The organism is Acidovorax sp. HDW3, assembly GCF_011303755.1.
Taxonomy (GTDB): Bacteria; Pseudomonadota; Gammaproteobacteria; order Burkholderiales; family Burkholderiaceae_C; genus Paenacidovorax.
Genome location: NZ_CP049885.1, coordinates 2,891,183 through 2,911,140, shown reverse-complemented (window position 1 = coordinate 2,911,140; position 19,958 = coordinate 2,891,183). Strand labels below are relative to the sequence as shown.

21 protein-coding genes are annotated in these 19,958 nt (G+C 64.8%); 14 read left to right on the top strand and 7 right to left on the bottom strand.

What is annotated here, in order from left to right:
• Positions 1-30 precede the first annotated feature (30 nt).
• Positions 31-789, bottom strand: a complete 759-nt coding sequence (locus tag G7045_RS13490) for a TSUP family transporter (RefSeq protein WP_166160100.1) — start codon at positions 787-789, stop codon at positions 31-33.
• A 328-nt stretch (positions 790-1,117) separates the two neighbouring features.
• Here G7045_RS13490 and G7045_RS13485 point away from each other — a divergent pair, with 328 nt between their 5' ends.
• Genes G7045_RS13485 through G7045_RS13470 form a run of 4 tightly spaced genes read left to right on the top strand, consistent with a single transcriptional unit; the run spans position 1,118 to position 4,691 of the window.
• Positions 1,118-2,245, top strand: coding sequence for an ABC transporter permease (locus tag G7045_RS13485; protein WP_166160099.1), 1,128 nt, complete (start codon positions 1,118-1,120; stop codon positions 2,243-2,245).
• A complete protein-coding gene (locus G7045_RS13480; RefSeq protein WP_166160098.1) occupies positions 2,246-3,046 on the top strand; it encodes an ABC transporter ATP-binding protein in 801 nt (266 codons plus the stop codon).
• Positions 3,047-3,051: 5 nt separating this feature from the next.
• Positions 3,052-4,017: an MlaD family protein gene (locus G7045_RS13475; RefSeq protein ID WP_166160097.1), complete on the top strand. Its 966-nt coding sequence runs from the start codon at positions 3,052-3,054 to the stop codon at positions 4,015-4,017.
• Between the two features lie 11 nt (positions 4,018-4,028).
• Positions 4,029-4,691 (top strand): ABC-type transport auxiliary lipoprotein family protein, encoded by a 663-nt coding sequence (locus G7045_RS13470; protein WP_166160096.1) that lies wholly within the window; start codon positions 4,029-4,031, stop codon positions 4,689-4,691.
• Between the two features lie 45 nt (positions 4,692-4,736).
• Here G7045_RS13470 and lipA read toward each other — a convergent pair whose 3' ends face one another.
• The 3 genes from lipA to G7045_RS13455 are packed head-to-tail and all read right to left on the bottom strand — an operon-like array spanning position 4,737 to position 6,735.
• On the bottom strand, positions 4,737-5,723 hold the full coding sequence (gene lipA, locus G7045_RS13465; protein ID WP_166160095.1) for a lipoyl synthase: 987 nt from the start codon (positions 5,721-5,723) through the stop codon (positions 4,737-4,739).
• Positions 5,724-5,736: 13 nt separating this feature from the next.
• Complete coding sequence (gene lipB, locus G7045_RS13460; RefSeq protein ID WP_166160094.1) at positions 5,737-6,441, bottom strand: lipoyl(octanoyl) transferase LipB; 705 nt, start codon at positions 6,439-6,441, stop codon at positions 5,737-5,739.
• Positions 6,442-6,735 (bottom strand): YbeD family protein, encoded by a 294-nt coding sequence (locus tag G7045_RS13455; protein WP_166160093.1) that lies wholly within the window; start codon positions 6,733-6,735, stop codon positions 6,442-6,444.
• Between the two features lie 236 nt (positions 6,736-6,971).
• Between G7045_RS13455 and G7045_RS13450 the strand changes: the two genes are divergently transcribed.
• From G7045_RS13450 to G7045_RS13405, 10 genes are all read left to right on the top strand, one after another.
• Positions 6,972-7,439 (top strand): ATP synthase subunit I, encoded by a 468-nt coding sequence (locus G7045_RS13450; RefSeq protein WP_166160092.1) that lies wholly within the window; start codon positions 6,972-6,974, stop codon positions 7,437-7,439.
• Between the two features lie 21 nt (positions 7,440-7,460).
• Positions 7,461-8,324, top strand: a complete 864-nt coding sequence (gene atpB, locus G7045_RS13445) for a F0F1 ATP synthase subunit A (RefSeq protein ID WP_166160091.1) — start codon at positions 7,461-7,463, stop codon at positions 8,322-8,324.
• A gap of 48 nt (positions 8,325-8,372) precedes the next feature.
• Positions 8,373-8,621, top strand: a complete 249-nt coding sequence (atpE, locus tag G7045_RS13440) for a F0F1 ATP synthase subunit C (protein WP_166160090.1) — start codon at positions 8,373-8,375, stop codon at positions 8,619-8,621.
• A gap of 38 nt (positions 8,622-8,659) precedes the next feature.
• The gene (locus G7045_RS13435; RefSeq protein ID WP_166160089.1) at positions 8,660-9,130 is read left to right on the top strand and encodes a F0F1 ATP synthase subunit B; all 471 of its coding nucleotides are present in this window, start codon (positions 8,660-8,662) and stop codon (positions 9,128-9,130) included.
• 11 nt (positions 9,131-9,141) lie between these two features.
• Positions 9,142-9,684 (top strand): F0F1 ATP synthase subunit delta, encoded by a 543-nt coding sequence (locus G7045_RS13430; RefSeq protein WP_166160088.1) that lies wholly within the window; start codon positions 9,142-9,144, stop codon positions 9,682-9,684.
• A 45-nt stretch (positions 9,685-9,729) separates the two neighbouring features.
• Complete coding sequence (atpA, locus tag G7045_RS13425) at positions 9,730-11,289, top strand: F0F1 ATP synthase subunit alpha (RefSeq protein WP_166160087.1); 1,560 nt, start codon at positions 9,730-9,732, stop codon at positions 11,287-11,289.
• Positions 11,290-11,307: 18 nt separating this feature from the next.
• Positions 11,308-12,174, top strand: a complete 867-nt coding sequence (gene atpG / locus G7045_RS13420) for a F0F1 ATP synthase subunit gamma (RefSeq protein WP_166160086.1) — start codon at positions 11,308-11,310, stop codon at positions 12,172-12,174.
• Positions 12,175-12,202: 28 nt separating this feature from the next.
• Positions 12,203-13,609, top strand: coding sequence for a F0F1 ATP synthase subunit beta (atpD, locus tag G7045_RS13415; protein ID WP_166160085.1), 1,407 nt, complete (start codon positions 12,203-12,205; stop codon positions 13,607-13,609).
• A gap of 65 nt (positions 13,610-13,674) precedes the next feature.
• On the top strand, positions 13,675-14,091 hold the full coding sequence (locus tag G7045_RS13410) for a F0F1 ATP synthase subunit epsilon (RefSeq protein WP_166160084.1): 417 nt from the start codon (positions 13,675-13,677) through the stop codon (positions 14,089-14,091).
• Positions 14,092-14,233: 142 nt separating this feature from the next.
• On the top strand, positions 14,234-14,761 hold the full coding sequence (locus tag G7045_RS13405; protein ID WP_166160083.1) for a DUF2946 family protein: 528 nt from the start codon (positions 14,234-14,236) through the stop codon (positions 14,759-14,761).
• A gap of 56 nt (positions 14,762-14,817) precedes the next feature.
• On the opposite strand, the gene G7045_RS13400 is transcribed toward G7045_RS13405, so the two are convergent.
• The 3 genes from G7045_RS13400 to G7045_RS13390 form a co-directional block, all read right to left on the bottom strand.
• A complete protein-coding gene (locus G7045_RS13400) occupies positions 14,818-15,315 on the bottom strand; it encodes a cytochrome c5 family protein (RefSeq protein WP_166160082.1) in 498 nt (165 codons plus the stop codon).
• A gap of 80 nt (positions 15,316-15,395) precedes the next feature.
• Complete coding sequence (locus G7045_RS13395; RefSeq protein ID WP_166160081.1) at positions 15,396-16,808, bottom strand: efflux transporter outer membrane subunit; 1,413 nt, start codon at positions 16,806-16,808, stop codon at positions 15,396-15,398.
• The gene (locus G7045_RS13390; RefSeq protein ID WP_166160080.1) at positions 16,801-19,956 is read right to left on the bottom strand and encodes an efflux RND transporter permease subunit; all 3,156 of its coding nucleotides are present in this window, start codon (positions 19,954-19,956) and stop codon (positions 16,801-16,803) included. The genes G7045_RS13395 and G7045_RS13390 overlap by 8 nt, the downstream gene beginning before the upstream one ends.
• Positions 19,957-19,958 lie beyond the last annotated feature (2 nt).

Below are 19,958 nucleotides of genomic sequence, written 5' to 3'. Positions count from 1 at the left end.
CTTGCAGCGTGCCGGGGTGGGCGCAGCACCTCAGCGCAAAAAGGCGTCGTAGCCGGTTTTGAGGATGAGCGCGCCGACGACGACGATGAAGATGGTACGCACAAAACCCGTGCCGTGGCGCAGCGCCATGTAGGTGCCCAACATGCTGCCAGCGACATTGGCGATGGCCAGCGGCACCATGAAGTGCCACCAGATGTGGCCCTTGAGGGCAAACAGGATCAGGGCCGAGACGTTGGTCGCCAGGTTCAGCAGCTTGGCCGAGACGGAGGCGTTGAGAAAGTCGTAGCCCAGCAGGCGCACGAAGGCAAAGACGAAGAAGCTGCCCGTGCCGGGGCCGAAAAAGCCGTCGTACAGGCCGATGACCAGGCCGATGGCGGCTGTCAGCAGCATTTCAGCACGGCCCGTAAAGCGCGGTGCGTGGTGCATTCCCAGGTCTTTTTTCGCCAGGGTGTAGGCCAGCACCGCCACCATCACCAGCGGCAGCAGTTTGCGCAGGAATTCGGGCGAAATCTGCGTCACCGCCCAGGCGCCGATGAAGGAGCCCACAAAGCCCGCCGCTGCCCCCGGCAGCATGGCGCGCCAGGACACCTGCACGCGCCGGCTGTACTGCCAGGTGGCCACGGCCGTGCCCCAGAAGGCGGCGCTCTTGTTGGTGCCCAGCAGGGTTGCCGGCGGCGCGCTGGCAAAGGTGGCAAACAGGGCGGGCAGCAGGATCAGGCCGCCGCCGCCCACGATCGCGTCCACGAAACCGGCCAGCAGCGAGGCCAGCGAGACAATCATCCATTCCATGGCCGGGATTGTCCCACTGGCGCGGAAACCTTTTGTTCACATACGAAAAACAGGCGCGCAACAAAAAGGCGCCGGGGTTGCCGGCGCCTGGGGAAAAGAGGCATCTCGTTGCGGATGCTGTTTTGGTATGGATTTGTGCTTGTCGAGATGTCTCCTCGGCTCCTCTGACACCCGCCGTAGCGGGCGATCGAGTGGCGTGAATGTAAGAGTTCTCATGACTGATTTGCATCAGGACTTACCCGAGTCAAGTATGGCAACGCGCCACGGCTGCGGGCGCCAAACGGCGGGCGGGGCGTTATGCTGCGCGTTTTGCTGATTTCTTTCATCCATGAACCCTAACGCCCCGCAACTGCAACACACCCAGCGCCCCGACGGGCCCTGCGCCGTGCTGCAGGGGCGCTGGGGCGCGGCGGAGCTGGGGCAGCGGGCGCAGTGGCGCGCGCTGCGCCGCCAGCTCGCCAGCCTGCCGGCGCCGGCGCAGCTGGGCTGGGATTTGACGGGCCTGCAGTGGCTCGACCACATCGGCGCGCAGCTGCTGTGGCAGCAATGGGGCCGTGCCTGGCCGGCGCGGCTGCAGCTGACGCCGGCGCAGCGCAGCCTGCTCGAACGCGTGGCGCAGCTGAGCGCGCCGCCCGCGCCCGTGGCGCCGCCGTGGCGCCTGGGTGCGCAGCTCGACCGGCTGGGCCTGAAGGTGCTGCACGCGCTCGGCCATGTGCGCTTTTTCATTGAGCTCATAGGCCAGCTGTTGCTCGATTTCTTGCAGCTGCTGCGCCAGCCCCAGCGCGGGCCGTGGCGTGATTTTTCGGGCCATCTGTACCGCATGGGGGCGACGGCGCTGCCGATCACGGCCCTGGTGGGTTTTCTGATTGGCGTGGTGCTGGCCTACCTGATGGCGCTGCAGCTGCGCCAGTTCGGCGCCGAGTCCTTCATCGTCAACATTCTGGGCATTTCGCTCATCCGCGAGCTCGGGCCGATGCTGGCGGCGATTTTGGTGGCCGGGCGCTCGGGCTCGGCCATCACGGCGCAGATCGGCGTCATGCGCGTGACCGAAGAACTGGACGCCATGCGCGTCATGGGCATCGCCCGGGGCTACCGCCTGGTGCTGCCGCGCGCCATGGCGCTGGCGCTGGCCATGCCGCTCATCAGCGTCTGGACGACGCTGGCGGCGCTCGCCGGCGGCATGTTGGCCGCCGACCTCACCATGGGCATTACGCCGGCCTACTTTGTGCAGGCGCTGCCGCGCGCGGTCGAGGTCTCCAACCTGTACCTGGCGCTGGCCAAGTCGGCGGTGTTTGGCGTGCTGATTGCGCTCATCGGTTGCCACTGGGGGCTGCGCGTGCAGCCGAACACGCAAAGCCTGGGCGAGGGCACGACAGCGGCGGTGGTCAACGCGATCACGGTCGTCATCGTCATCGACGCGTTGTTTGCCATCATCTTCAAGAACGTGGGGGTGTGAATGGCCAGCAGCGCGCAAACCGTGGTGCAGATCGAGGGCCTGTGGTCCGTCTTTGGCAAGGGCGAGGCCGCCTATGCCGTGCACCAGGATCTGGATTTGTGCGTGCAGCAGGGCGAGATGCTCTCGCTCGTCGGCGGCTCGGGCACGGGCAAGACGGTGCTGCTGCGCCAGATGCTGGGCCTGCTCACCCCCGCGCGCGGGCGCGTGACGGTGCTCGGCCAGCCGGCGGCGCAGATGTGCGGCCCCGGCGCGGCGGCGCGGGTGGGCATGTTGTTCCAGCAGGGGGCGCTGTATTCGGCCTTCAACGTGCTCGACAACATCGCCTTTGCATTGCGCGAGCAGGGCACGCTGCCGGCGGCGCTGGTGCGCGAGGCGGCCATGGTCAAGCTCCAGCTCGTCGGCCTCAAGCCCGAGCACGCGACGCGGATGCCTGCTGACCTGTCGGGCGGCATGATCAAGCGCGTGGCGCTGGCGCGCGCGCTCATCATGGACCCGCCGCTGCTGCTGCTCGACGAGCCCACGGCGGGGCTCGACCCGAACAGCTCGGACGATTTTTGCGACCTGTTGCGCACCCTGCACGCGCAGCTGGGGCTGACGGTGGTCATGGTCACGCACGACCTCGACACCCTGTTCGCCCTCTCCACCCGGGTGGCGGTGCTGGCGGACAAGCACGTCATCACCACCGGTGCACCGCGCCAGGTGGCGCTGTTCGACCACCCCTTCATCCACCACTTCTTTCAGGGCGAGCGCGGGCGCCGGGCCATGGCCCCGGTGCAAAGCGGTATGCCGCTGGAGGTTTGACTGCCATGGAAAACAAAGCCCACGCCCTCGCCGCCGGCGCCTTTTTACTCGTCGTCAGCGCCCTGCTCGCCGGCCTGGCCCTGTGGCTCACGCGCGACAGCACGCGCTACAACCTGTACGAGCTGTCGAGCAAGGAAAGCGTCAGCGGCCTGCAGCCCCAGGCCAGTGTGCGCTACAAAGGCGTGGCCGTGGGCAAGGTGACGGAGATTGGCTTTGACCCGCTGGTGCCCGGCAACGTGCTCATCCGCATCGCCGTCAACGTCGATGCCCCGATCCGCCCCACCACCTTTGCCGTGCTCGGCTACCAGGGCGTCACGGGCCTGGCGCACGTGCTGCTCGACGATGCGGGCAAAGACTTGCCGCCCCCGCCCAGCGGCCCCAGCGGCCTGCCGCGCCTGCCGCTCGAACCCTCGTCCCTGAGCAAGCTCGCCGAGCAGGGGCCGGCTGTGGTGGCACAGGTGCAGGAGGCGGCCGAGCGTTTCAACACCCTGCTCAGCGCCCACAATCAGGCCGAGTTCTCGCGCCTGCTCACCAACATCGGCAACGCCGCCGACCAGCTCACGCAGCTGGGCCAGCGGCTCGACAGCACCGTCCAACTGCGCCTGGAGCCGGCGCTGGCCGCCGTCCCGGCCCTGGTGCAAGACGCGCGCAGCACCTTGCAGGTGCTGCAGCAAAGCGGCGCCAGCGCCACCGAGGCGGCCCAGGGCGTACGCACCGCGACCGAGCGCCTGTACGCCCCTGGCGGCACGCTGGCGCAGGTGGAGCAAAGCACCCAGGCCCTGACCACGGCGGCCAACAAGATGAACGACGAAACCCTGCCGCGCGTGAACCGCGCCAGCGACGCCACGACGCGCACCGCACGCCGCTTTGGCGGCCTGGCAGACAACCTGGGTGAGAACCCCCAGTCCCTGCTCTACGGCAACGGCACCAGCCAGCCCGGCCCGGGCGAGCCTGGCTTTGTCAGCCCTTGAGGAAAAGGCGTATGAACACTCATTTTTTGATAGCTGCTCGCGCTTGTGCTGCAAGGGCTACAGCCGTTTTTTCTTTGTTTTTAATAGGCGCTTGCTCGTCCCTGCCGCAGCCGCCGCAGGCGCCCCAGCCGTACGACCTGGGGCCGGGCATGGTGCAGGCCGTGCCGCTGGCGGCGTCGGCCCTGCCGGCGCTGGCGCTGGCCGAGATCGACGTGCCCGGTGAGGCCACGGGCAGCCGCGCCATGCTCTACCGCCTGGGTTACGCCGATGCGCAGCAGCTGCGCGCCTACCAGCAGGCGCGCTGGAGCCAGCCGCCGGCGGTGTTGCTGCAGCAGCGCCTGCGCGAGCGCCTGGGCGCGGCGTACAGCGTGCTCGATGCGCTCGACCGTCCGCTGCAAAGCGGCGGCAACGCCCGCCCGCCGGTGCTGCGCCTGAGCCTGGAAGAATTCAGCCAGCTGTTTGCCAGCCCCGAGCGCAGCAGCGCCCTGCTGCGCCTGCGCGCCACCCTGGTGCAGCCGCAAACCGAGGGCGAGCACCTGCTGGGCCAGCGGGTGTTTGTGCTGCAGCACAGCGCGCCGAGCGCCGACGCTGCCGGCGGCGCCCAGGCGCTGTCAGCCGCCACCGAAGCGCTGGCGCAGGAGCTCCAGGGGTGGCTGCAGTCGCTACAAAAATAAGAGCTGCTGGCGCTTTCTGGTAGCGCGCTGCAGCCATTTTTTTCTTTAAACCCCGGCCGAATGCGCCTGCTGGTCGGCGTGGTAGCTCGACCGCACCATGGCGCCGACGGCGGCGTGCGAAAAGCCCATGGCGTAGGCTTCGCGCTCGAACATCTTGAAGGTGTCGGGGTGCACGTAGCGGCGCACCGGCAGGTGGCTGTTGCTGGGGGCGAGGTACTGGCCGATGGTCAGCATCTCGATGTCGTGCGCGCGCATGTCGCGCATCACCTGCAGCACTTCGTCATCCGTCTCGCCCAGGCCGACCATGATGCCGCTCTTGGTCGGCACGCCGGGGTTTTGCGCCTTGAACTTTTTCAGCAGATTCAGCGAGAACTGGTAGTCCGCCCCCGGGCGCGCTTCCTTGTACAGGCGCGGTGCGGTCTCCAGGTTGTGGTTCATGACGTCGGGCAGGGCGGTTTGCAAAATCGCCAGCGCCTTGTCGTCGCGGCCCCGGAAGTCGGGCACCAGCACCTCGATTTGCGTGCTGGGGGAATGCTCGCGGATCAGGCGGATGCAGTCGGCAAAGTGCTGCGCGCCGCCGTCGCGCAGATCGTCGCGATCGACGCTGGTGATGACGGCGTATTTCAGGCGCATTTGTGCAATGGTGCGCGCCAGGTTCAGCGGCTCGTTGGCATCGAGCGGGTCGGGGCGGCCGTGGCCGACGTCGCAGAACGGGCAGCGGCGCGTGCACTTGTCGCCCATGATCATGAAGGTGGCCGTGCCCCGGCCAAAGCACTCGCCGATGTTCGGGCAGGAGGCTTCCTCGCACACGGTGTGCAGCTGGTTTTCGCGCAGGATTTTCTTGATCTCGTAGTACTGCGTGCTCGGGCTGCCGGCCTTGACGCGGATCCACTCGGGCTTGCGCAGTATCTCGTCCTTGCTGCGGTGGATTTTGATGGGCAGGCGCGCCACCTTGGCCTCGGCCTTTTGTTTGGCGCCGGGGTTGTAGTCGGCGTTCGATTGTGCGGTGTGTACGACGTCAGAGGAGCTCATGGCAAGGTGGTGGTCAGGGGGCCAGGCGCGCGGCGAGCTGTTGGCCCAGGCGCTGCGCTACTTCGTCCCAGGTGGCGGGGACGCCGATTGTAGAAAGATCGACCGTTGCCAGACCCGCGTAGCCGCAAGGGTTGATGCGGGCAAAGGGCTGCAGGTCCATGGCCACGTTCAGTGCCACGCCATGGTAGGTGCAGTGGCGGCTGACCTTGATGCCCAGGGCGGCGATCTTGCCCAGGCCGGAAAAGTCGGGCACCGGCGCCCCGCTGCCCGCTTGGCGCTGCTGCGGGCGCTGCGCCAGGCGGGCGTGGCTGAACGGGTCGTCGAGGCGCACGTAGATGCCGGGAGCCCCTGCGACGCGGTGGCCGGTGACGCCAAAGGCGGCGAGGGTGCGGATCACCGCCTCCTCGATGCGGTGCACGTATTCCTTGACGTAGTAGCCGGCGCGGCGCAGGTCGAGCAGTGGGTAGGCGACGACCTGGCCGGGGCCGTGGTACGTCACCTGCCCGCCCCGGTTGGTGGCGACGACGGGGATGTCGCCGGGGTTCAAAATGTGGCTGGTTTTGCCCGCTTGCCCTTGTGTATAAAGCGCGGCGTGCTCACAAATCCATAGCTGATCGGGGGTGTTGGCGTCACGCTCCTCGGTCAGGCGCTGCATGGCCTGCACGGTGGCCGCGTAGTCGGTGCGGCCCAGAATGCGCAGCTCGGGCGCGGACGCCATTTACAGCACCACCTTGACCAGCGGGTGCGCCGTGAGCGCGCGGTACAGATCGTCGAGCTGGGCGCGGCTGGTGGCGGTGACGGTGATGGTCACCCCCAGGTACTTGCCGCCGCTGCTCTCGCGCAGCTCGATGCTGCGGGCGTCGAACTGCGGGTCAAAGCGCGCGGCGATCTCGGTGATGGCGTGCACCAGGCCATCGGCCTTCAGTCCCATCACTTTGATGGGAAAAAACGACGGAAATTCGATCAGCGAATCTTTGCGTGGATCGGCGCTGGCGGGCGGCGTGGCAGACATGGCGTGCTTTCAAAACAATAGCGGCAAACAATGGCGGATTGTGCCCTGGCGGGCGATGGCCTCTTGCCGTTGGGGCTGTGGGGGTGGGGCGTGCCGGGGCGGTGGATGGCGGCGTTGGCGCGCGTGGGGTGCAGGTATTTTTGCGGGCGCAGCAATACCTTTCCGATCGTCTCGGGTTTGTACTTATAATCACGCGATTTTGTCGATTCGGTCGCTGAGCGTGGGTGCCAACCAGAATGAAAAACCAAGCCTACGAGACCGAATCTGAGGACGAAGAGCCTGACTTCAAGCCCCTGACAGCCCAAGAGGCGCAGGCGTGGCGCCGCCGCCATCCACCCTTGTCGGTGTGGCGCGTGGTCATCGGTCAGGTGCTGGTGGGGGCGGTTGTGGTCGTGCTGGCCTGGCTGCTCTCCGGTAAGCCCTCTGTCGCCTGGTCTGCGGGATACGGCGCGCTCTCGGTGGTACTGCCTGCCACCTTGTTTGCGCGTGCGGTAGCGCGCCACAGCGCCGATGCCGGCGCGGCGATGGTGAGGATCTTTGTTTGGGAGCTGGCCAAGCTCGTGCTGACCGTTGCCATGCTGGCGGCGGCACCGCGCCTGGTGAAAGATTTGAACTGGCTGGCCTTGTTGGCCGGCATGGTGGTAACGATGAAAACCTACTGGGTCGCGCTCAAGCTGTGGCCCGGTGTCCGAAAAACCGATTGACTTTAAGAGAAGAGTAGACCGATGGCCGCAGAAGCGCACGCCCCGACTGCCAGTGAATACATCGTTCACCATTTGCAGCACCTGCAGAACATCAAGCAGAAGTCCATTGTGGATTTCTCGGTCATCAACTACGACTCCATCGTCGTTGGCCTGATCCTGGGTTTCTTGGCGATCTTCGTCTTCTGGCGCGCGGCGCGTAACGCCACCTCGGGCGTGCCGGGTCGCTTCCAGGCAGCCGTGGAAATCCTGGTCGAAATGGTGGACAACCAGGCCAAGGCCAACATCCATAACGCCGAAAGCCGCAAGTTCATCGCCCCGCTGGCGCTGACCGTGTTCGTCTGGATTTTCCTCATGAACGCCATGGACATGCTGCCGGTCGATCTGCTGCCCGCGCTCTGGCAGGGCGGTCTGGGTGATTCGCACGCCTACCTGCGCGTCGTGCCCACGGCAGATCTGTCCACCACGCTCGGTCTGTCGTTTGCCGTGCTGGTGCTGTGCATCTACTACAGCCTGAAAATCAAGGGTGTCGGTGGCTGGGCGCACGAACTGGTGACCGCGCCCTTTGGTACCAGCAAGAATCCTGTCTTCGCCCTGATCCTGGGCGTGGTCAATCTGCTCATGCAGATCATTGAATACGTTGCCAAGACGGTGTCGCACGGGATGCGACTGTTCGGCAACATGTACGCTGGTGAGTTGGTGTTCATGCTGATCGCCCTGATGGGCGGCGCGGCGGCTATGTCGCTCTCTGGTGTGTTGCTCCCCGTGGGGCACATCATTGCGGGCTCGATCTGGGCGATCTTCCACATCCTGGTGATCACCCTGCAAGCCTTCATTTTCATGATGCTGGCGCTGATCTATCTCGGCCAGGCGCATGAAGCTCACTAAAACCCTCCCTTTCTTTTTCAACCTTTCTTTTTATCTCTAGGAGTCATCATGGAAAACATTCTCGGCCTCGTCGCTCTGGCTTGCGGTCTGATCGTTGGTCTGGGCGCTATCGGCGCTTCGATCGGTATTGCGCTGATGGGCGGCAAGTTCCTGGAATCGTCGGCCCGCCAGCCTGAGCTGATCAACGAGCTGCAAACCAAGATGTTCATTCTGGCTGGTCTGATCGACGCGGCCTTCCTGATCGGCGTGGCCATTGCCCTGCTGTTCGCCTTCGCCAACCCCTTCGTCCTGCACTGAGCCACCGCGTTAACGCCCCCGAATAGAAAGGTGTTGCCGTGAGTATCAATGCGACCCTGTTCGTTCAAGCCATCGTTTTTCTGATTCTGGTGTGGTTCACGATGACCTTCGTGTGGCCCCCGATCGCCAAAGCGCTGGATGAGCGGGCACAAAAAATCGCTGACGGTCTCGCTGCTGCTGACAAAGCCAAAACCGAACTTGCCGCTGCCGACCAGCGCGTGAAGAAGGAATTGGCTGCGGCCAGCAACGAAACCGCCACGCGCCTGGCCGACGCCGAGCGTCGCGCCCAAGCCATCATCGAAGAGGCCAAGGCCCGCGCCACGGAAGAAGGCAACAAAATCGTTGCTGCCGCCCGTGCCGAAGCCGAGCAGCAAGCCGTTGCTGCCCGCGAAGCCCTGCGCGAGCAGGTGGCTGTGCTGGCCGTCAAGGGTGCCGAGCAGATTCTCCGCAAGGAAGTCAACGCTGGCGTCCACGCCGATCTGCTCAATCGCCTCAAGACCGAGCTGTAAGGAAAGCAACCATGGCTGAACTCGCCACCATTGCCCGTCCTTACGCCGAAGCCCTGTACAAGGCCTGCGCCGGCGCTGCCGGTGCCGACCTCGACAGTGCTTGTGCCTGGGTGGACGAGCTGGCGGCGATTGCCGCCAACCCCCAATTGCGCCAATTGGCAGACAACCCCAAGACGACGCCTGAGCAGGTGCTGGGCGTCATCACCGGGGTGGCCCGCACGGCCCTGCCGGAGATGGCTCACAACTTCCTGCGTACCGTGCTTGACAACGGCCGGTTGCAGGTGCTGCCTGAAATCGCAGCCCAATTCCGCGCCCTGGTCAACCAAGGCAACGGCCGCTCCGATGCCGTGGTCTACAGCGCCTTCGCGCTCGATGCTGCGGCCCTGGCCGAACTGAGTGCCACGCTGGAGAAACGCTTTGGCTGCAAGCTCAGCCTCGTCGTGCAAACCGACGAGTCCTTGATCGGCGGCATTCGCGTGGTGGTGGGCGACGAGGTGCTCGACACCTCCGTCAAGGCCCGTCTGGAACAAATGAAAGCGGCCCTCACCGCCTGAAGCGGCAGTGAGGTCTGGGCTTATTAAAGAAAGAAGGAAAGAGTCATGCAACTCAATCCCGCAGAAATTTCTGAACTGATCAAGAGCCGCATCGAAGGGCTGGCAGCCAGCAGCGACGTTCGCAACCAGGGCACCGTGGTGTCCGTGACCGACGGTATCGTGCGCGTCCATGGCTTGTCGGACGTGATGCAGGGCGAAATGCTCGAATTCCCCGTGGGCAGCGATGGTCAGCCCAGCTTCGGCCTGGCGCTGAACCTCGAGCGCGACTCCGTCGGCGCCGTGATTTTGGGCGAGTACGAGCACATCTCCGAAGGCGACACCGTCAAGTGCACGGGCCGCATTCTGGAAGTGCCCGTCGGCCCCGAGCTGATTGGCCGCGTGGTCAACGCCCTGGGTCAGCCGATCGACGGCAAGGGCCCGATCAACGCCAAGATGACGGACGTGATCGAGAAGGTCGCTCCCGGCGTGATCGCGCGCCAGTCCGTGGACCAGCCGCTGCAAACCGGCCTGAAGTCCATCGACTCCATGGTGCCGATTGGCCGTGGCCAGCGCGAGCTGATCATTGGCGACCGCCAGACTGGCAAGACCGCCGTGGCCATCGACGCCATCATCAACCAGAAGGGCCAGGGCGTGACGTGTATCTACGTCGCCATCGGCCAGAAGGCGTCGTCGATCAAGAACGTGGTGCGCTCCCTGGAGCAGGCCGGCGCCATGGACTACACCATCGTCGTCGCCGCTTCGGCTTCGGAATCGGCTGCCATGCAGTACGTCTCGGCCTACTCCGGCTGCACCATGGGTGAATACTTCCGCGATCGTGGTGAAGATGCCCTGATCGTGTACGACGACCTGTCCAAGCAGGCCGTGGCCTACCGCCAGGTGTCGCTGCTGCTGCGCCGCCCGCCGGGCCGTGAAGCCTATCCTGGCGACGTGTTCTATCTCCACAGCCGCCTGCTCGAACGTGCTGCCCGCGTGAACGCCGACTACGTCGAAGCCTTCACCAAGGGTGAAGTCAAGGGCAAGACCGGTTCGCTCACGGCGCTGCCCGTGATCGAAACCCAGGCCGGCGACGTGTCCGCCTTCGTGCCGACGAACGTGATCTCGATCACCGACGGCCAGATCTTCCTGGAAACCAGCCTGTTCAACGCCGGCGTTCGCCCCGCCATCAACGCCGGTATCTCGGTGTCCCGCGTCGGTGGCGCTGCGCAGACCAAGGTGGTCAAGGGCCTGTCCGGCGGTATCCGTACCGACCTGGCGCAGTACCGTGAACTGGCCGCCTTCGCGCAGTTCGCCTCCGATCTGGATGCTTCGACCAAGAAGCAGCTTGACCGTGGCGCACGCGTGACCGAACTGCTCAAGCAAGCCCAGTACAGCCCGCTGTCCACCAGCCTGATGGCCGCGACCCTGTTCGCCGTCAACAAGGGCTACCTGGACGACGTGGAAGTGAAGAAGGTTCTGTCCTTCGAATCCGGCCTGCACCAGTTCCTCAAGACCAGCCACGCTGCTTGGCTCGAACGCATCGAGAAGAACCGTGCCTTCGACAAGGAAGGCAAGGATGAGGCCGAACTGACGCAAGCCATCACGTCCTTCAAGAAGACGTTCGCGTAAACCGGACGAGGAGCCCTCATGGCAGCAGGCAAGGAAATACGCGGCAAGATCAAATCGGTGGAGAACACCAAGAAGATCACCAAGGCCATGGAAATGGTGGCCGCGTCCAAAATGCGCAAAGCGCAAGACCGTATGCGCGCTGCTCGTCCCTTCGCCGAGAAGGTCCGCAATATTGCGGTTCACCTCGGCGAGGCCAACCCCGAGTACGTGCACCCCTTCATGAAGGTGAATGAGGCCAAGGCCGCAGGCATCATCGTGGTGACGACCGACAAGGGGCTGTGCGGTGGCATGAACACCAACGTGCTGCGCGCCGTGACCAACAAGTTGCGCGAGCTGCAGAACCAGGGTGTGCAGGCGCAGGCCGTTGCCATTGGCAACAAGGGTCTGGGCTTCCTGAACCGCGTGGGCGCCAAGGTGGTGGCCCAGTCCGTCGGTTTGGGTGACACGCCGCACCTGGAAAAGCTCATCGGCCCCGTCAAGGTGCTGCTCGATGCATACGCTGAAGGCAAGATCAACGCGGTGTACCTGGCGTACACCAAGTTCATCAACACCATGAAGCAGGAATCGGTGGTGGAGCAGTTGCTGCCCCTGTCCTCCGAGCAGATGCAGGCCGAGAAGTCGGGCGCAAGCTGGGATTACATCTACGAGCCGGACGCGCAGACCGTGATTGACGAGCTGCTGGTGCGTTACGTCGAGTCGCTGATTTACCAGGCCGTGGCCGAGAACATGGCTTCGGAGCAATCGGCGCGCATGGTGGCCATGAAGGCCGCTACCGACAACGCGGGCAACGTCATCAACGAGCTCAAGCTGGTCTACAACAAGACGCGCCAGGCCGCGATCACGAAGGAACTTTCGGAGATCGTCGCGGGTGCGGCAGCCGTCTAACCGGTTTCACAAATTTCTGGAGCAAAAAATGGCTCAAGTACAAGGCAAGATTGTTCAATGTATCGGCGCCGTGGTGGACGTTGAGTTCCCGCGCGACCAGATGCCCAAGGTTTACGACGCCCTCAAGCTCGAAGGCTCGGCCCTGACGCTGGAAGTGCAGCAGCAGCTCGGCGACGGCATCGTGCGTACCATCGCCCTGGGTTCCTCGGACGGCTTGAAGCGTGGCCTGATGGTCACCAACACCGCCGCCGCCATCACCGTGCCCGTGGGCAAGGCAACCCTTGGCCGCATCATGGACGTGCTGGGCAACCCCATCGACGAGCGCGGCCCCGTCAGCCAGGAGCTGACCGCCTCCATCCACCGCAAAGCCCCTGCGTACGACGAACTGTCGCCGTCGCAAGAGCTGCTGGAAACCGGCATCAAGGTGATCGACCTGGTCTGCCCGTTCGCCAAGGGCGGCAAGGTGGGTCTGTTCGGCGGCGCCGGTGTGGGCAAGACCGTGAACATGATGGAGCTCATCAACAACATCGCCAAGGCGCACTCGGGTCTGTCCGTGTTCGCCGGCGTGGGCGAGCGTACCCGCGAGGGCAACGACTTCTACCACGAAATGGCCGATTCCGGCGTCGTGAACCTGGAGAACCTGGGCGAGTCCAAGGTGTCCATGGTCTACGGCCAGATGAACGAGCCCCCGGGCAACCGTCTGCGCGTGGCCCTGACCGGCCTGACCATCGCCGAGTCCTTCCGTGACGAAGGCCGTGACGTGCTGTTCTTCGTGGACAACATCTACCGCTACACGCTGGCCGGTACCGAAGTGTCCGCACTGCTGGGCCGTATGCCTTCCGCCGTGGGCTACCAGCCGACGCTGGCCGAAGAAATGGGCCGTCTGCAAGAGCGTATTACGTCCACCAAGGTCGGCTCGATCACCTCGATCCAGGCCGTGTACGTGCCTGCCGATGACTTGACCGACCCGTCGCCTGCCACCACCTTCGCCCACTTGGACTCCACCGTGGTGCTCTCGCGTGACATCGCCGCCCTGGGTATCTACCCGGCTGTCGATCCGCTCGACTCCACCAGCCGCCAGCTCGACCCGCAGGTGGTGGGTGAGGAGCACTACAAGGTGGCCCGTGACGTGCAGGGCACGCTGCAGCGCTACAAGGAACTGCGCGACATCATCGCCATTCTGGGTATGGACGAACTGGCGCCGGAAGACAAGCTCACCGTGGCCCGCGCCCGTAAGATTCAGCGTTTCCTGTCGCAGCCCTTCCACGTTGCGGAAGTGTTCACCGGCTCGCCCGGCAAGTACGTGCCGCTGTCGGAAACCATCCGTGGTTTCAAGATGATTTGCGCCGGCGAGTGCGACCACCTGCCCGAGCAGGCGTTCTACATGGTTGGCACCATCGACGAAGCCTTCGAAAAGGCCAAGAAGATGGCGTGATGCCCGCTTGAGCGCCGCGCGCCGGCGCTCAAGTCCTCACGCTCAACCTTCCACTTGGAGTCCGCATGAATACCATCCACGTCGATGTGGTCAGCGCCGAAGAGTCCATCTTCTCCGGCCAGGCGCGCTTTGTCGCCCTGCCGGGCGAGGCTGGCGAGCTGGGCATTTTGCCCAAGCACACGCCCCTGATCACCCGCATCAAGCCCGGCTCGGTGCGCATCGAGATGGCCGATGGCAGCGAAGAATTCGTCTTTGTCGCCGGGGGCATCCTCGAAGTGCAACCTGACAGCGTGACGGTGCTGTCCGATACCGCCATCCGTGGCAAGGATCTGGACGACCAGAAGGCCCAGGAAGCCAAGGCCGCTGCCGAAGAGGCCCTGAAAAACGCCAAGAGCGAACTCGACCTGGCGCGCGCCCAGTCGGAGCTGGCCATCATGGCGGCACAGATTGCCGCCCTGCGCAAGTTCCGCGAAAAGCGCTGAGCCCAGGCCCTGCGCCCATCCCCGAAAGCCCGGTTTTTACCGGGCTTTTGTTTTTAGGGGTAAAAATGCCTCTAGCCCTTGTGCAGCAAGCGAGAGCAGCTATCAATTTAATAGCGTTCAATAGCATCTGGGAGCGACTGTGATGGACGATATCGTCAAACAAGCCCTGGCCAAATGGCCACAGGTGCCCGCTTGCCATGGCTGGTTGGGGCTCGATGCGCGGGGTCGCTGGTATCTGCGCGACGCCCAGGTGCAGGCCCAGGGGCCGTTTGCGCAGGTGCGCGGCACCCTGGTCGAGCATGAAAAGCTGCTCGCCTTCATTGGCCGCAATTACGAGGCCGATGCCCAGGGCTGCTGGTTTTTTCAAAATGGCCCGCAGCGGGTGTATGTCGAGCTGGAAGCCACACCCTGGATTTGGCGCTTGTCGGCCACCGGCGCCGTTCATGCCCACACGGGCGTACCCGCGCAGGCGCATGAATGCCTGCTCGACGAAGCCGGGTGGGGCTATTTGGCTACCGATCTGGGACTGGGCCTGGTGCACAGCCTGGATGTGCCGTTGCTTGCGCAGGCGCTCGATGCGGGCCGCTGGCCGCTGACGGAGGTGTGCAGTGCCGATTTGCCCCGGCGCTATGGTTTTGTGCGCAGCCCGGCGGCGGGTGTGCAGGCGTAAAAAAGCCGATCCTCAGATCGGCTTTGGGCTGCAGGGCTGCGCCGATGCGCGTGCGCTTACTTGGCTGGCGGTTCCGGCTCGGCAAACTTGGCGCCGGCAGCGTTGGCCATATAGGCCACGCCGCGTGCCACTTCGGTGTCGTTGAAGTTGCCGCCGCCCTGGGGGGCCATGGCGCCCTTGCCTTTAAGGGCCGAATGCACCAGCGCTTCAAAGCCGGTGGCAATGCGCGGGCCCCAGGCGGCAGCGTCGCCTAACTTGGGCGAGCCGGCGGCGCCAGTGGCGTGGCAGGCCGAGCATTGGGCCTTGAAGACCTGCTCGCCAGTGCTCAGGGGCCGGTTGGCGTCGCGCAGCTCCACTGTGCCGACTTTTTGCAGGCGCACGGCCTTGGCTTTGGCCGAGGTGGCGTTGTCCTTTTCGTAGGCCGGGCCGCCAAAAAAGCTGTTGGCCAAGGCGGCAACGGCCAGGAGGGGGATCAAAAGGGCAAAAAACCCCGTGACCAGCACTTGCTGCGGGGATTTTCCGGGGTGGTTGGGCTGCTGCTGGGGGGCTGTCATGGTGATCCTCTGACAATCGGGGTTGTTTTTTTAAAAGCCCTCGATTATAGCGACGCCCTTCTGCACCTGCCGCGCCTGCCTTAGCCGCCGTGCGCCTGCTCGCTGGCAGGTGCAGGCTGATTCCAGCCGCCGCCCAAGGCCTTGTACAGCTGCACCTGGTTTTGCAGCTGTGCCAGGCGCACCTGCACCACCGCTTGCTCCAGCGCAAACAGCGAGCGCTGGGCATCGAGCAGATCGAGGTAGCTGGCAACGCCGGTGTCGTAGCGCAGCGTGGACAGGCGCAGGCGTTCTTGCTCCGCCTGTGCTTGTGCCTGTTGCGCTTGCAGCTGCGTGCGCAGGGTGTCTTGCCCGGCCAGGGCGTCAGCCACTTCGCGGAAGGCGCTCTGGATGGTTTTTTCGTACTGCGCTACGGCAATGTCGCGCCCGGCCTGGGCGGCATCGAGTGCGGCCTGGTTGCGCCCGGCGTTGAAGATCGGCAGCAGCGCCGAGACGCTGGGCGTAAAGGCCCAGGTGCCGCTTTTGAACAAACCCGAGAGCTCGTTGCTGGCTGTGCCGGCCTGTGCCGTCAGTGCAATGGTGGGGAAAAAGGCGGCCCGGGCGGCGCCAATGCTGGCGTTGGCGGCAATGAGCTGCTGCTCGGATTGGCGGATGTCGGGGCGGTGCGTGAGCAGGTCAGAGGGCAGGCCGGCGGGCAGCGCTGCCATGGGGGCGGCAGCGGCCAGGCGGCTGCCTTCCAGGCTCGTGCGCAGCTCGGCGGGTAGCGGCTGGCCCAGCAGCAGCGCCAGGGCGTTTTCATCGAGGATGCGCTGGCGCTGTTGCTGCGCCAGGGTGGCGCGCGCGGCTTCGGTCAACGATTGCACCTGGTGCAAATCCAGGTCTGAGCTCATGCCGACATTGCGACGCAGCTGTGCCAGCTTGAGCGAGTCTTCACGCGTGGCCAGTGTGCGGCGCGAAATCGCCAGCAGCTCCTCATCGGCCTGCAGCGTCAACCAGCCGTTGGCGACGGCGGCCACCAGGCTGACCTGGGCTGCATTGCGCCCTTCGGTGCTGGCCAGGTACTGCGCCAGGGCTTGTTCCTTGAGGCTGCCGACGCGGCCCCAGAAATCAAGCTCCCAGGATGAGGCAATGGCGCCCACGCTGTAGGTGTTGCCCAACTGCCCATTGCTGCCAACGGTGCGTGCGGCGGTCGCCCCCAGGCCCACGCTGGGGAACTGGGCCGCACGCTGGATTTGGTGCTGCGCCCGCGCCTGCTCAATGGCCAAGGTGGCCACGCGCAGGTCGCGGTTGTTCTCCAGCGCGATGGTGATGAGCTGCTGCAGCCGGCTGTCGGTGAAGTACTGCTGCCAATCGCCCGGGACGGGCGCGCTGGCCGCTTGCGGGGCCTGGGCGTACTGCGCTGGCACGGGGGCTGCGGGGCGCTCGTAGGTGGGGATCATGGAGCAGCCGCCGAGCGCGGCTGCAGCGAGGGCAGTGAGAACGAAATGCTTAGTCATGGGCTTGGATCCCTGCGTCTTCGGCATGGCGCCGGTTCAATTCCTGCTGGCGTGCACTGCCCTTGAACAGGGTGCGCACGACGACGAAAAACACGGGCACGAACACCACGGCCAGCACCGTGCCGGTGATGACCCCGCCCAGCACCCCGGTGCCGATGGCACGCTGGCTGGCCGAGCCAGCACCCGAGGCCAGCACCAGCGGCACGACGCCCAGACCGAAAGCCATGGAGGTCATGAGGATGGGGCGAAAGCGCAGGTGTGCGGCCTCCAGGGCGGCGGCGACCAGGCTCTTGCCCTGTGCCTGCAGGTCTTTGGCAAATTCCACGATCAAGATGGCGTTCTTTGCCGACAGACCGATCACGGTGATCAGGCCAACCTGGAAGTAGACGTCGTTGGCGTAGCCGCGCAGCAAGATTGCCAGCAGCACGCCGAGCACGCCCAGGGGTACGACCAGAATCACCGACAGCGGAATTGACCAGCTTTCATACAGCGCTGCCAGGCACAGGAACACGGCGAGCACGGCAAAGCTGTACAGCACCATGGCTTGCGAGCCGGCGAGTTTTTCTTCGCGCGACTGGCCCGACCACTCAAAGCCAAAGCCAGGGGGGAGCTGGGCGACCAGGCGCTCCATTTCGGCCATGGCGGCACCGGTGCTTTGTCCGGAGGCGGGTGCGCCGGCAATGCGCATGGCCGGGTAGCCGTTGTAGCGCACGGTTTGCTGCGGGCCTTTGACCCAGCGCGTGCTGGCAAAAGCCGACAGCGGCACCAGCTCGCCCTTGGTATTGCGGGCGTGCAGCTGCAGCAAATCGCCTTCTTGCATCCGCGCGGGGGCATCGGCTTGCACGACTACGCGCTGCAGCCGGCCTTGGTTGGGGAAGTCGTTGATGTAGCTCGAACCCAGGGCGGTGGACAGTGTGGAGTTGATGGCATCGAACGACACGCCCAGGGCACTGGCTTTGTCGCGGTCGATGTCGAGCTGCAGCTGCGGCGCGTCTTCCAGGCCGTCGGGGCGCACCTGGGTCAGCACCTTGCTTTGTGCGGCCATGCCCAGCAACTGGTTGCGGGCGTTGAGCAGGGCCTCGTGGCCAGCGCCGCTGCGGTCTTGCAGACGCAGGGTAAAGCCGGTGGCATTGCCAAGCTCTGGGATGGGTGGCGGATTCAGGGCAAAAATAAAGGCATCGCGCACACCCGACAGTGCACCCATGGCACGCCCGGCGAGGGCGTCGGCCGAGGCAGCGGGATCCTTGCGCTCACTCCACTCCTTGAGGGTGACGAAGGCCAGTGCGGCGTTCTGCCCCAGCCCGGAGAAGCTAAAGCCCAGCACGCCGACCATGCTCTTGACCTCGGGTTGCTGGAGCATGAAGCCCTCGACCTGCTGCATGACCGAGAGTGTGCGCTCTTGCGTCGCGCCCGGGGGCAGCTGCACGTTGACGATGATGTAGCCCTGGTCTTCGCTGGGCAGGAACGAGGTTGGCAGGCGCATATAGACCACGGCAGCAGCAGCGACGATGGCGGCGTAGATCACCAGGTAGCGTGCAGCGCGTTGCAGGATGCGCGCGACCATGCTTTCGTAGCGCTTGGCGGTGCGGCTGAAGCTGCGGTTGAACCAGCCGAAAAAGCCGGTTTTTTCGTGGTGGTGGCCCGCTTCGACCGGTTTGAGCAGGGTGCCGCACAGCGCCGGCGTGAGCGACAGCGCCATGAAGGCGGAGAAGCTGATCGAGGTCACCATCACGGCTGAGAACTGGCGGTAAATGTTGCCGGTGGAGCCGGCAAAAAATGCCAGCGGCACGAATACCGACACCAGCACCACCGTCACGCCGATGATGGCGCCCGAGATTTGGCGCATGGCCTTGCGCGTTGCTTCGAGTGGCGACAGGCCCTCTTCGCTCATGATGCGCTCGACGTTTTCCACCACCACGATGGCGTCGTCCACGACGATACCGATCACCAGCACCATGCCGAACATGGTCAGCACGTTGATGGAAAAGCCCAGCGCCATCAGCACACCAAAGGTGCCGAGCAGGGCAATGGGCACGACCAGGGTCGGGATCAGGGTGTAGCGCCAGTTCTGCAGGAACAGGAACATGACCAGGAACACCAGTACCACGGCTTCAAACAGGGTGTGCACCACTTGTTCGATGGAAATGCTGACGAAGTCCGAGCTGTCGTATGGAATGCTCCACTCCACCCCTTGGGGGAAGTATTGCGACAGCTGCTTCATCTTGGCGCGCACGTCTTTCGATGCCTGCAAGGCATTGCCGGTGGGCGAGAGCTGCACGCCGATGCCGACGGCGGGCTGGCCGTTGAGGCGAGCCGATGTGGCGTAGGCCTGGCTGCCGAGCTCGATGCGGGCCACGTCCTTGAGACGCACGGTCGAGCCATCTTGGTTGGCGCGCAGCGTGATGTTGCCAAACTGCTCTACCGACGAGAGCTGGCCGGTCACCACCACGGTGGCCGAGATGCTCTGACCGGTGATGTTGGGCAGATCGCCAATCACACCGCTTGATACTTGGGCGTTTTGGGCCCGAATCGCCGCTGATACGTCGGCGGGTGTCAGGTTCATGCCCGTGAGCCTGGCGGGATCGAGCCAGATGCGCATGGCGCGTTCAGCGCCAAACAGCTGTGCCTGGCCGATGCCGGGCAGGCGCTGCAGCTCGGGGACGACGTTGCGTGCGGCGTAGTCGCTGAGCGTGGCCGTGGTCACGTCAGGACTCTTGGAGGCCAGGATGGTGAACAGCAGGAAGTTGCTGCGCGACTTGTCCACGCGCACGCCTTGCTGTGTCACGGCGGCGGGCAGGCGCGGCGTGGCGCGCGAGAGGCGGTTTTGCACGTCCACCTGCGCCATGTCCGGGTCGGTGCCGGTTTCAAAGCTCAGGGTAATGCTGCCCGTGCCGTCGGCCTGGGCCACGGATTCCATGTAAATCAGGCCGGGCGAGCCGTTCATTTCGCGCTCGATCACGGCCAGCACGCTGTCTTCGAGCGTTTGGGCCGAAGCTCCTGGGTAGGCTGCGCTAACGACGATGGAGGGTGGCGCTACTGGCGGGTACTGCGCAATCGGCAGCTTGGTGATGGACACCGTGCCCAGCACGATGATGAACAGGGCAATCACCCATGCAAAGATGGGGCGGTCGATAAAAAACTTGGCCATGG

What these genes read in the sequence shown, in the direction of transcription:
- G7045_RS13390 (WP_166160080.1), bottom strand. Translation starts at nt 19,956, where the DNA reads ATGGCCAAGTTTTTTATCGACCGCCCCATCTTTGCATGGGTGATTGCC.
- G7045_RS13475 (WP_166160097.1), top strand. Translation starts at nt 3,052, where the DNA reads ATGGAAAACAAAGCCCACGCCCTCGCCGCCGGCGCCTTTTTACTCGTC.
- atpD (WP_166160085.1), top strand. Translation starts at nt 12,203, where the DNA reads ATGGCTCAAGTACAAGGCAAGATTGTTCAATGTATCGGCGCCGTGGTG.
- G7045_RS13480 (WP_166160098.1), top strand. Translation starts at nt 2,246, where the DNA reads ATGGCCAGCAGCGCGCAAACCGTGGTGCAGATCGAGGGCCTGTGGTCC.
- lipB (WP_166160094.1), bottom strand. Translation starts at nt 6,441, where the DNA reads ATGGCGTCCGCGCCCGAGCTGCGCATTCTGGGCCGCACCGACTACGCG.
- G7045_RS13450 (WP_166160092.1), top strand. Translation starts at nt 6,972, where the DNA reads ATGAAAAACCAAGCCTACGAGACCGAATCTGAGGACGAAGAGCCTGAC.
- atpE (WP_166160090.1), top strand. Translation starts at nt 8,373, where the DNA reads ATGGAAAACATTCTCGGCCTCGTCGCTCTGGCTTGCGGTCTGATCGTT.
- atpB (WP_166160091.1), top strand. Translation starts at nt 7,461, where the DNA reads ATGGCCGCAGAAGCGCACGCCCCGACTGCCAGTGAATACATCGTTCAC.
- G7045_RS13455 (WP_166160093.1), bottom strand. Translation starts at nt 6,735, where the DNA reads ATGTCTGCCACGCCGCCCGCCAGCGCCGATCCACGCAAAGATTCGCTG.
- G7045_RS13405 (WP_166160083.1), top strand. Translation starts at nt 14,234, where the DNA reads ATGGACGATATCGTCAAACAAGCCCTGGCCAAATGGCCACAGGTGCCC.
- G7045_RS13400 (WP_166160082.1), bottom strand. Translation starts at nt 15,315, where the DNA reads ATGACAGCCCCCCAGCAGCAGCCCAACCACCCCGGAAAATCCCCGCAG.
- G7045_RS13430 (WP_166160088.1), top strand. Translation starts at nt 9,142, where the DNA reads ATGGCTGAACTCGCCACCATTGCCCGTCCTTACGCCGAAGCCCTGTAC.
- G7045_RS13490 (WP_166160100.1), bottom strand. Translation starts at nt 789, where the DNA reads ATGGAATGGATGATTGTCTCGCTGGCCTCGCTGCTGGCCGGTTTCGTG.
- atpG (WP_166160086.1), top strand. Translation starts at nt 11,308, where the DNA reads ATGGCAGCAGGCAAGGAAATACGCGGCAAGATCAAATCGGTGGAGAAC.
- lipA (WP_166160095.1), bottom strand. Translation starts at nt 5,723, where the DNA reads ATGAGCTCCTCTGACGTCGTACACACCGCACAATCGAACGCCGACTAC.
- atpA (WP_166160087.1), top strand. Translation starts at nt 9,730, where the DNA reads ATGCAACTCAATCCCGCAGAAATTTCTGAACTGATCAAGAGCCGCATC.
- G7045_RS13410 (WP_166160084.1), top strand. Translation starts at nt 13,675, where the DNA reads ATGAATACCATCCACGTCGATGTGGTCAGCGCCGAAGAGTCCATCTTC.
- G7045_RS13485 (WP_166160099.1), top strand. Translation starts at nt 1,118, where the DNA reads ATGAACCCTAACGCCCCGCAACTGCAACACACCCAGCGCCCCGACGGG.
- G7045_RS13470 (WP_166160096.1), top strand. Translation starts at nt 4,029, where the DNA reads ATGAACACTCATTTTTTGATAGCTGCTCGCGCTTGTGCTGCAAGGGCT.
- G7045_RS13395 (WP_166160081.1), bottom strand. Translation starts at nt 16,808, where the DNA reads ATGACTAAGCATTTCGTTCTCACTGCCCTCGCTGCAGCCGCGCTCGGC.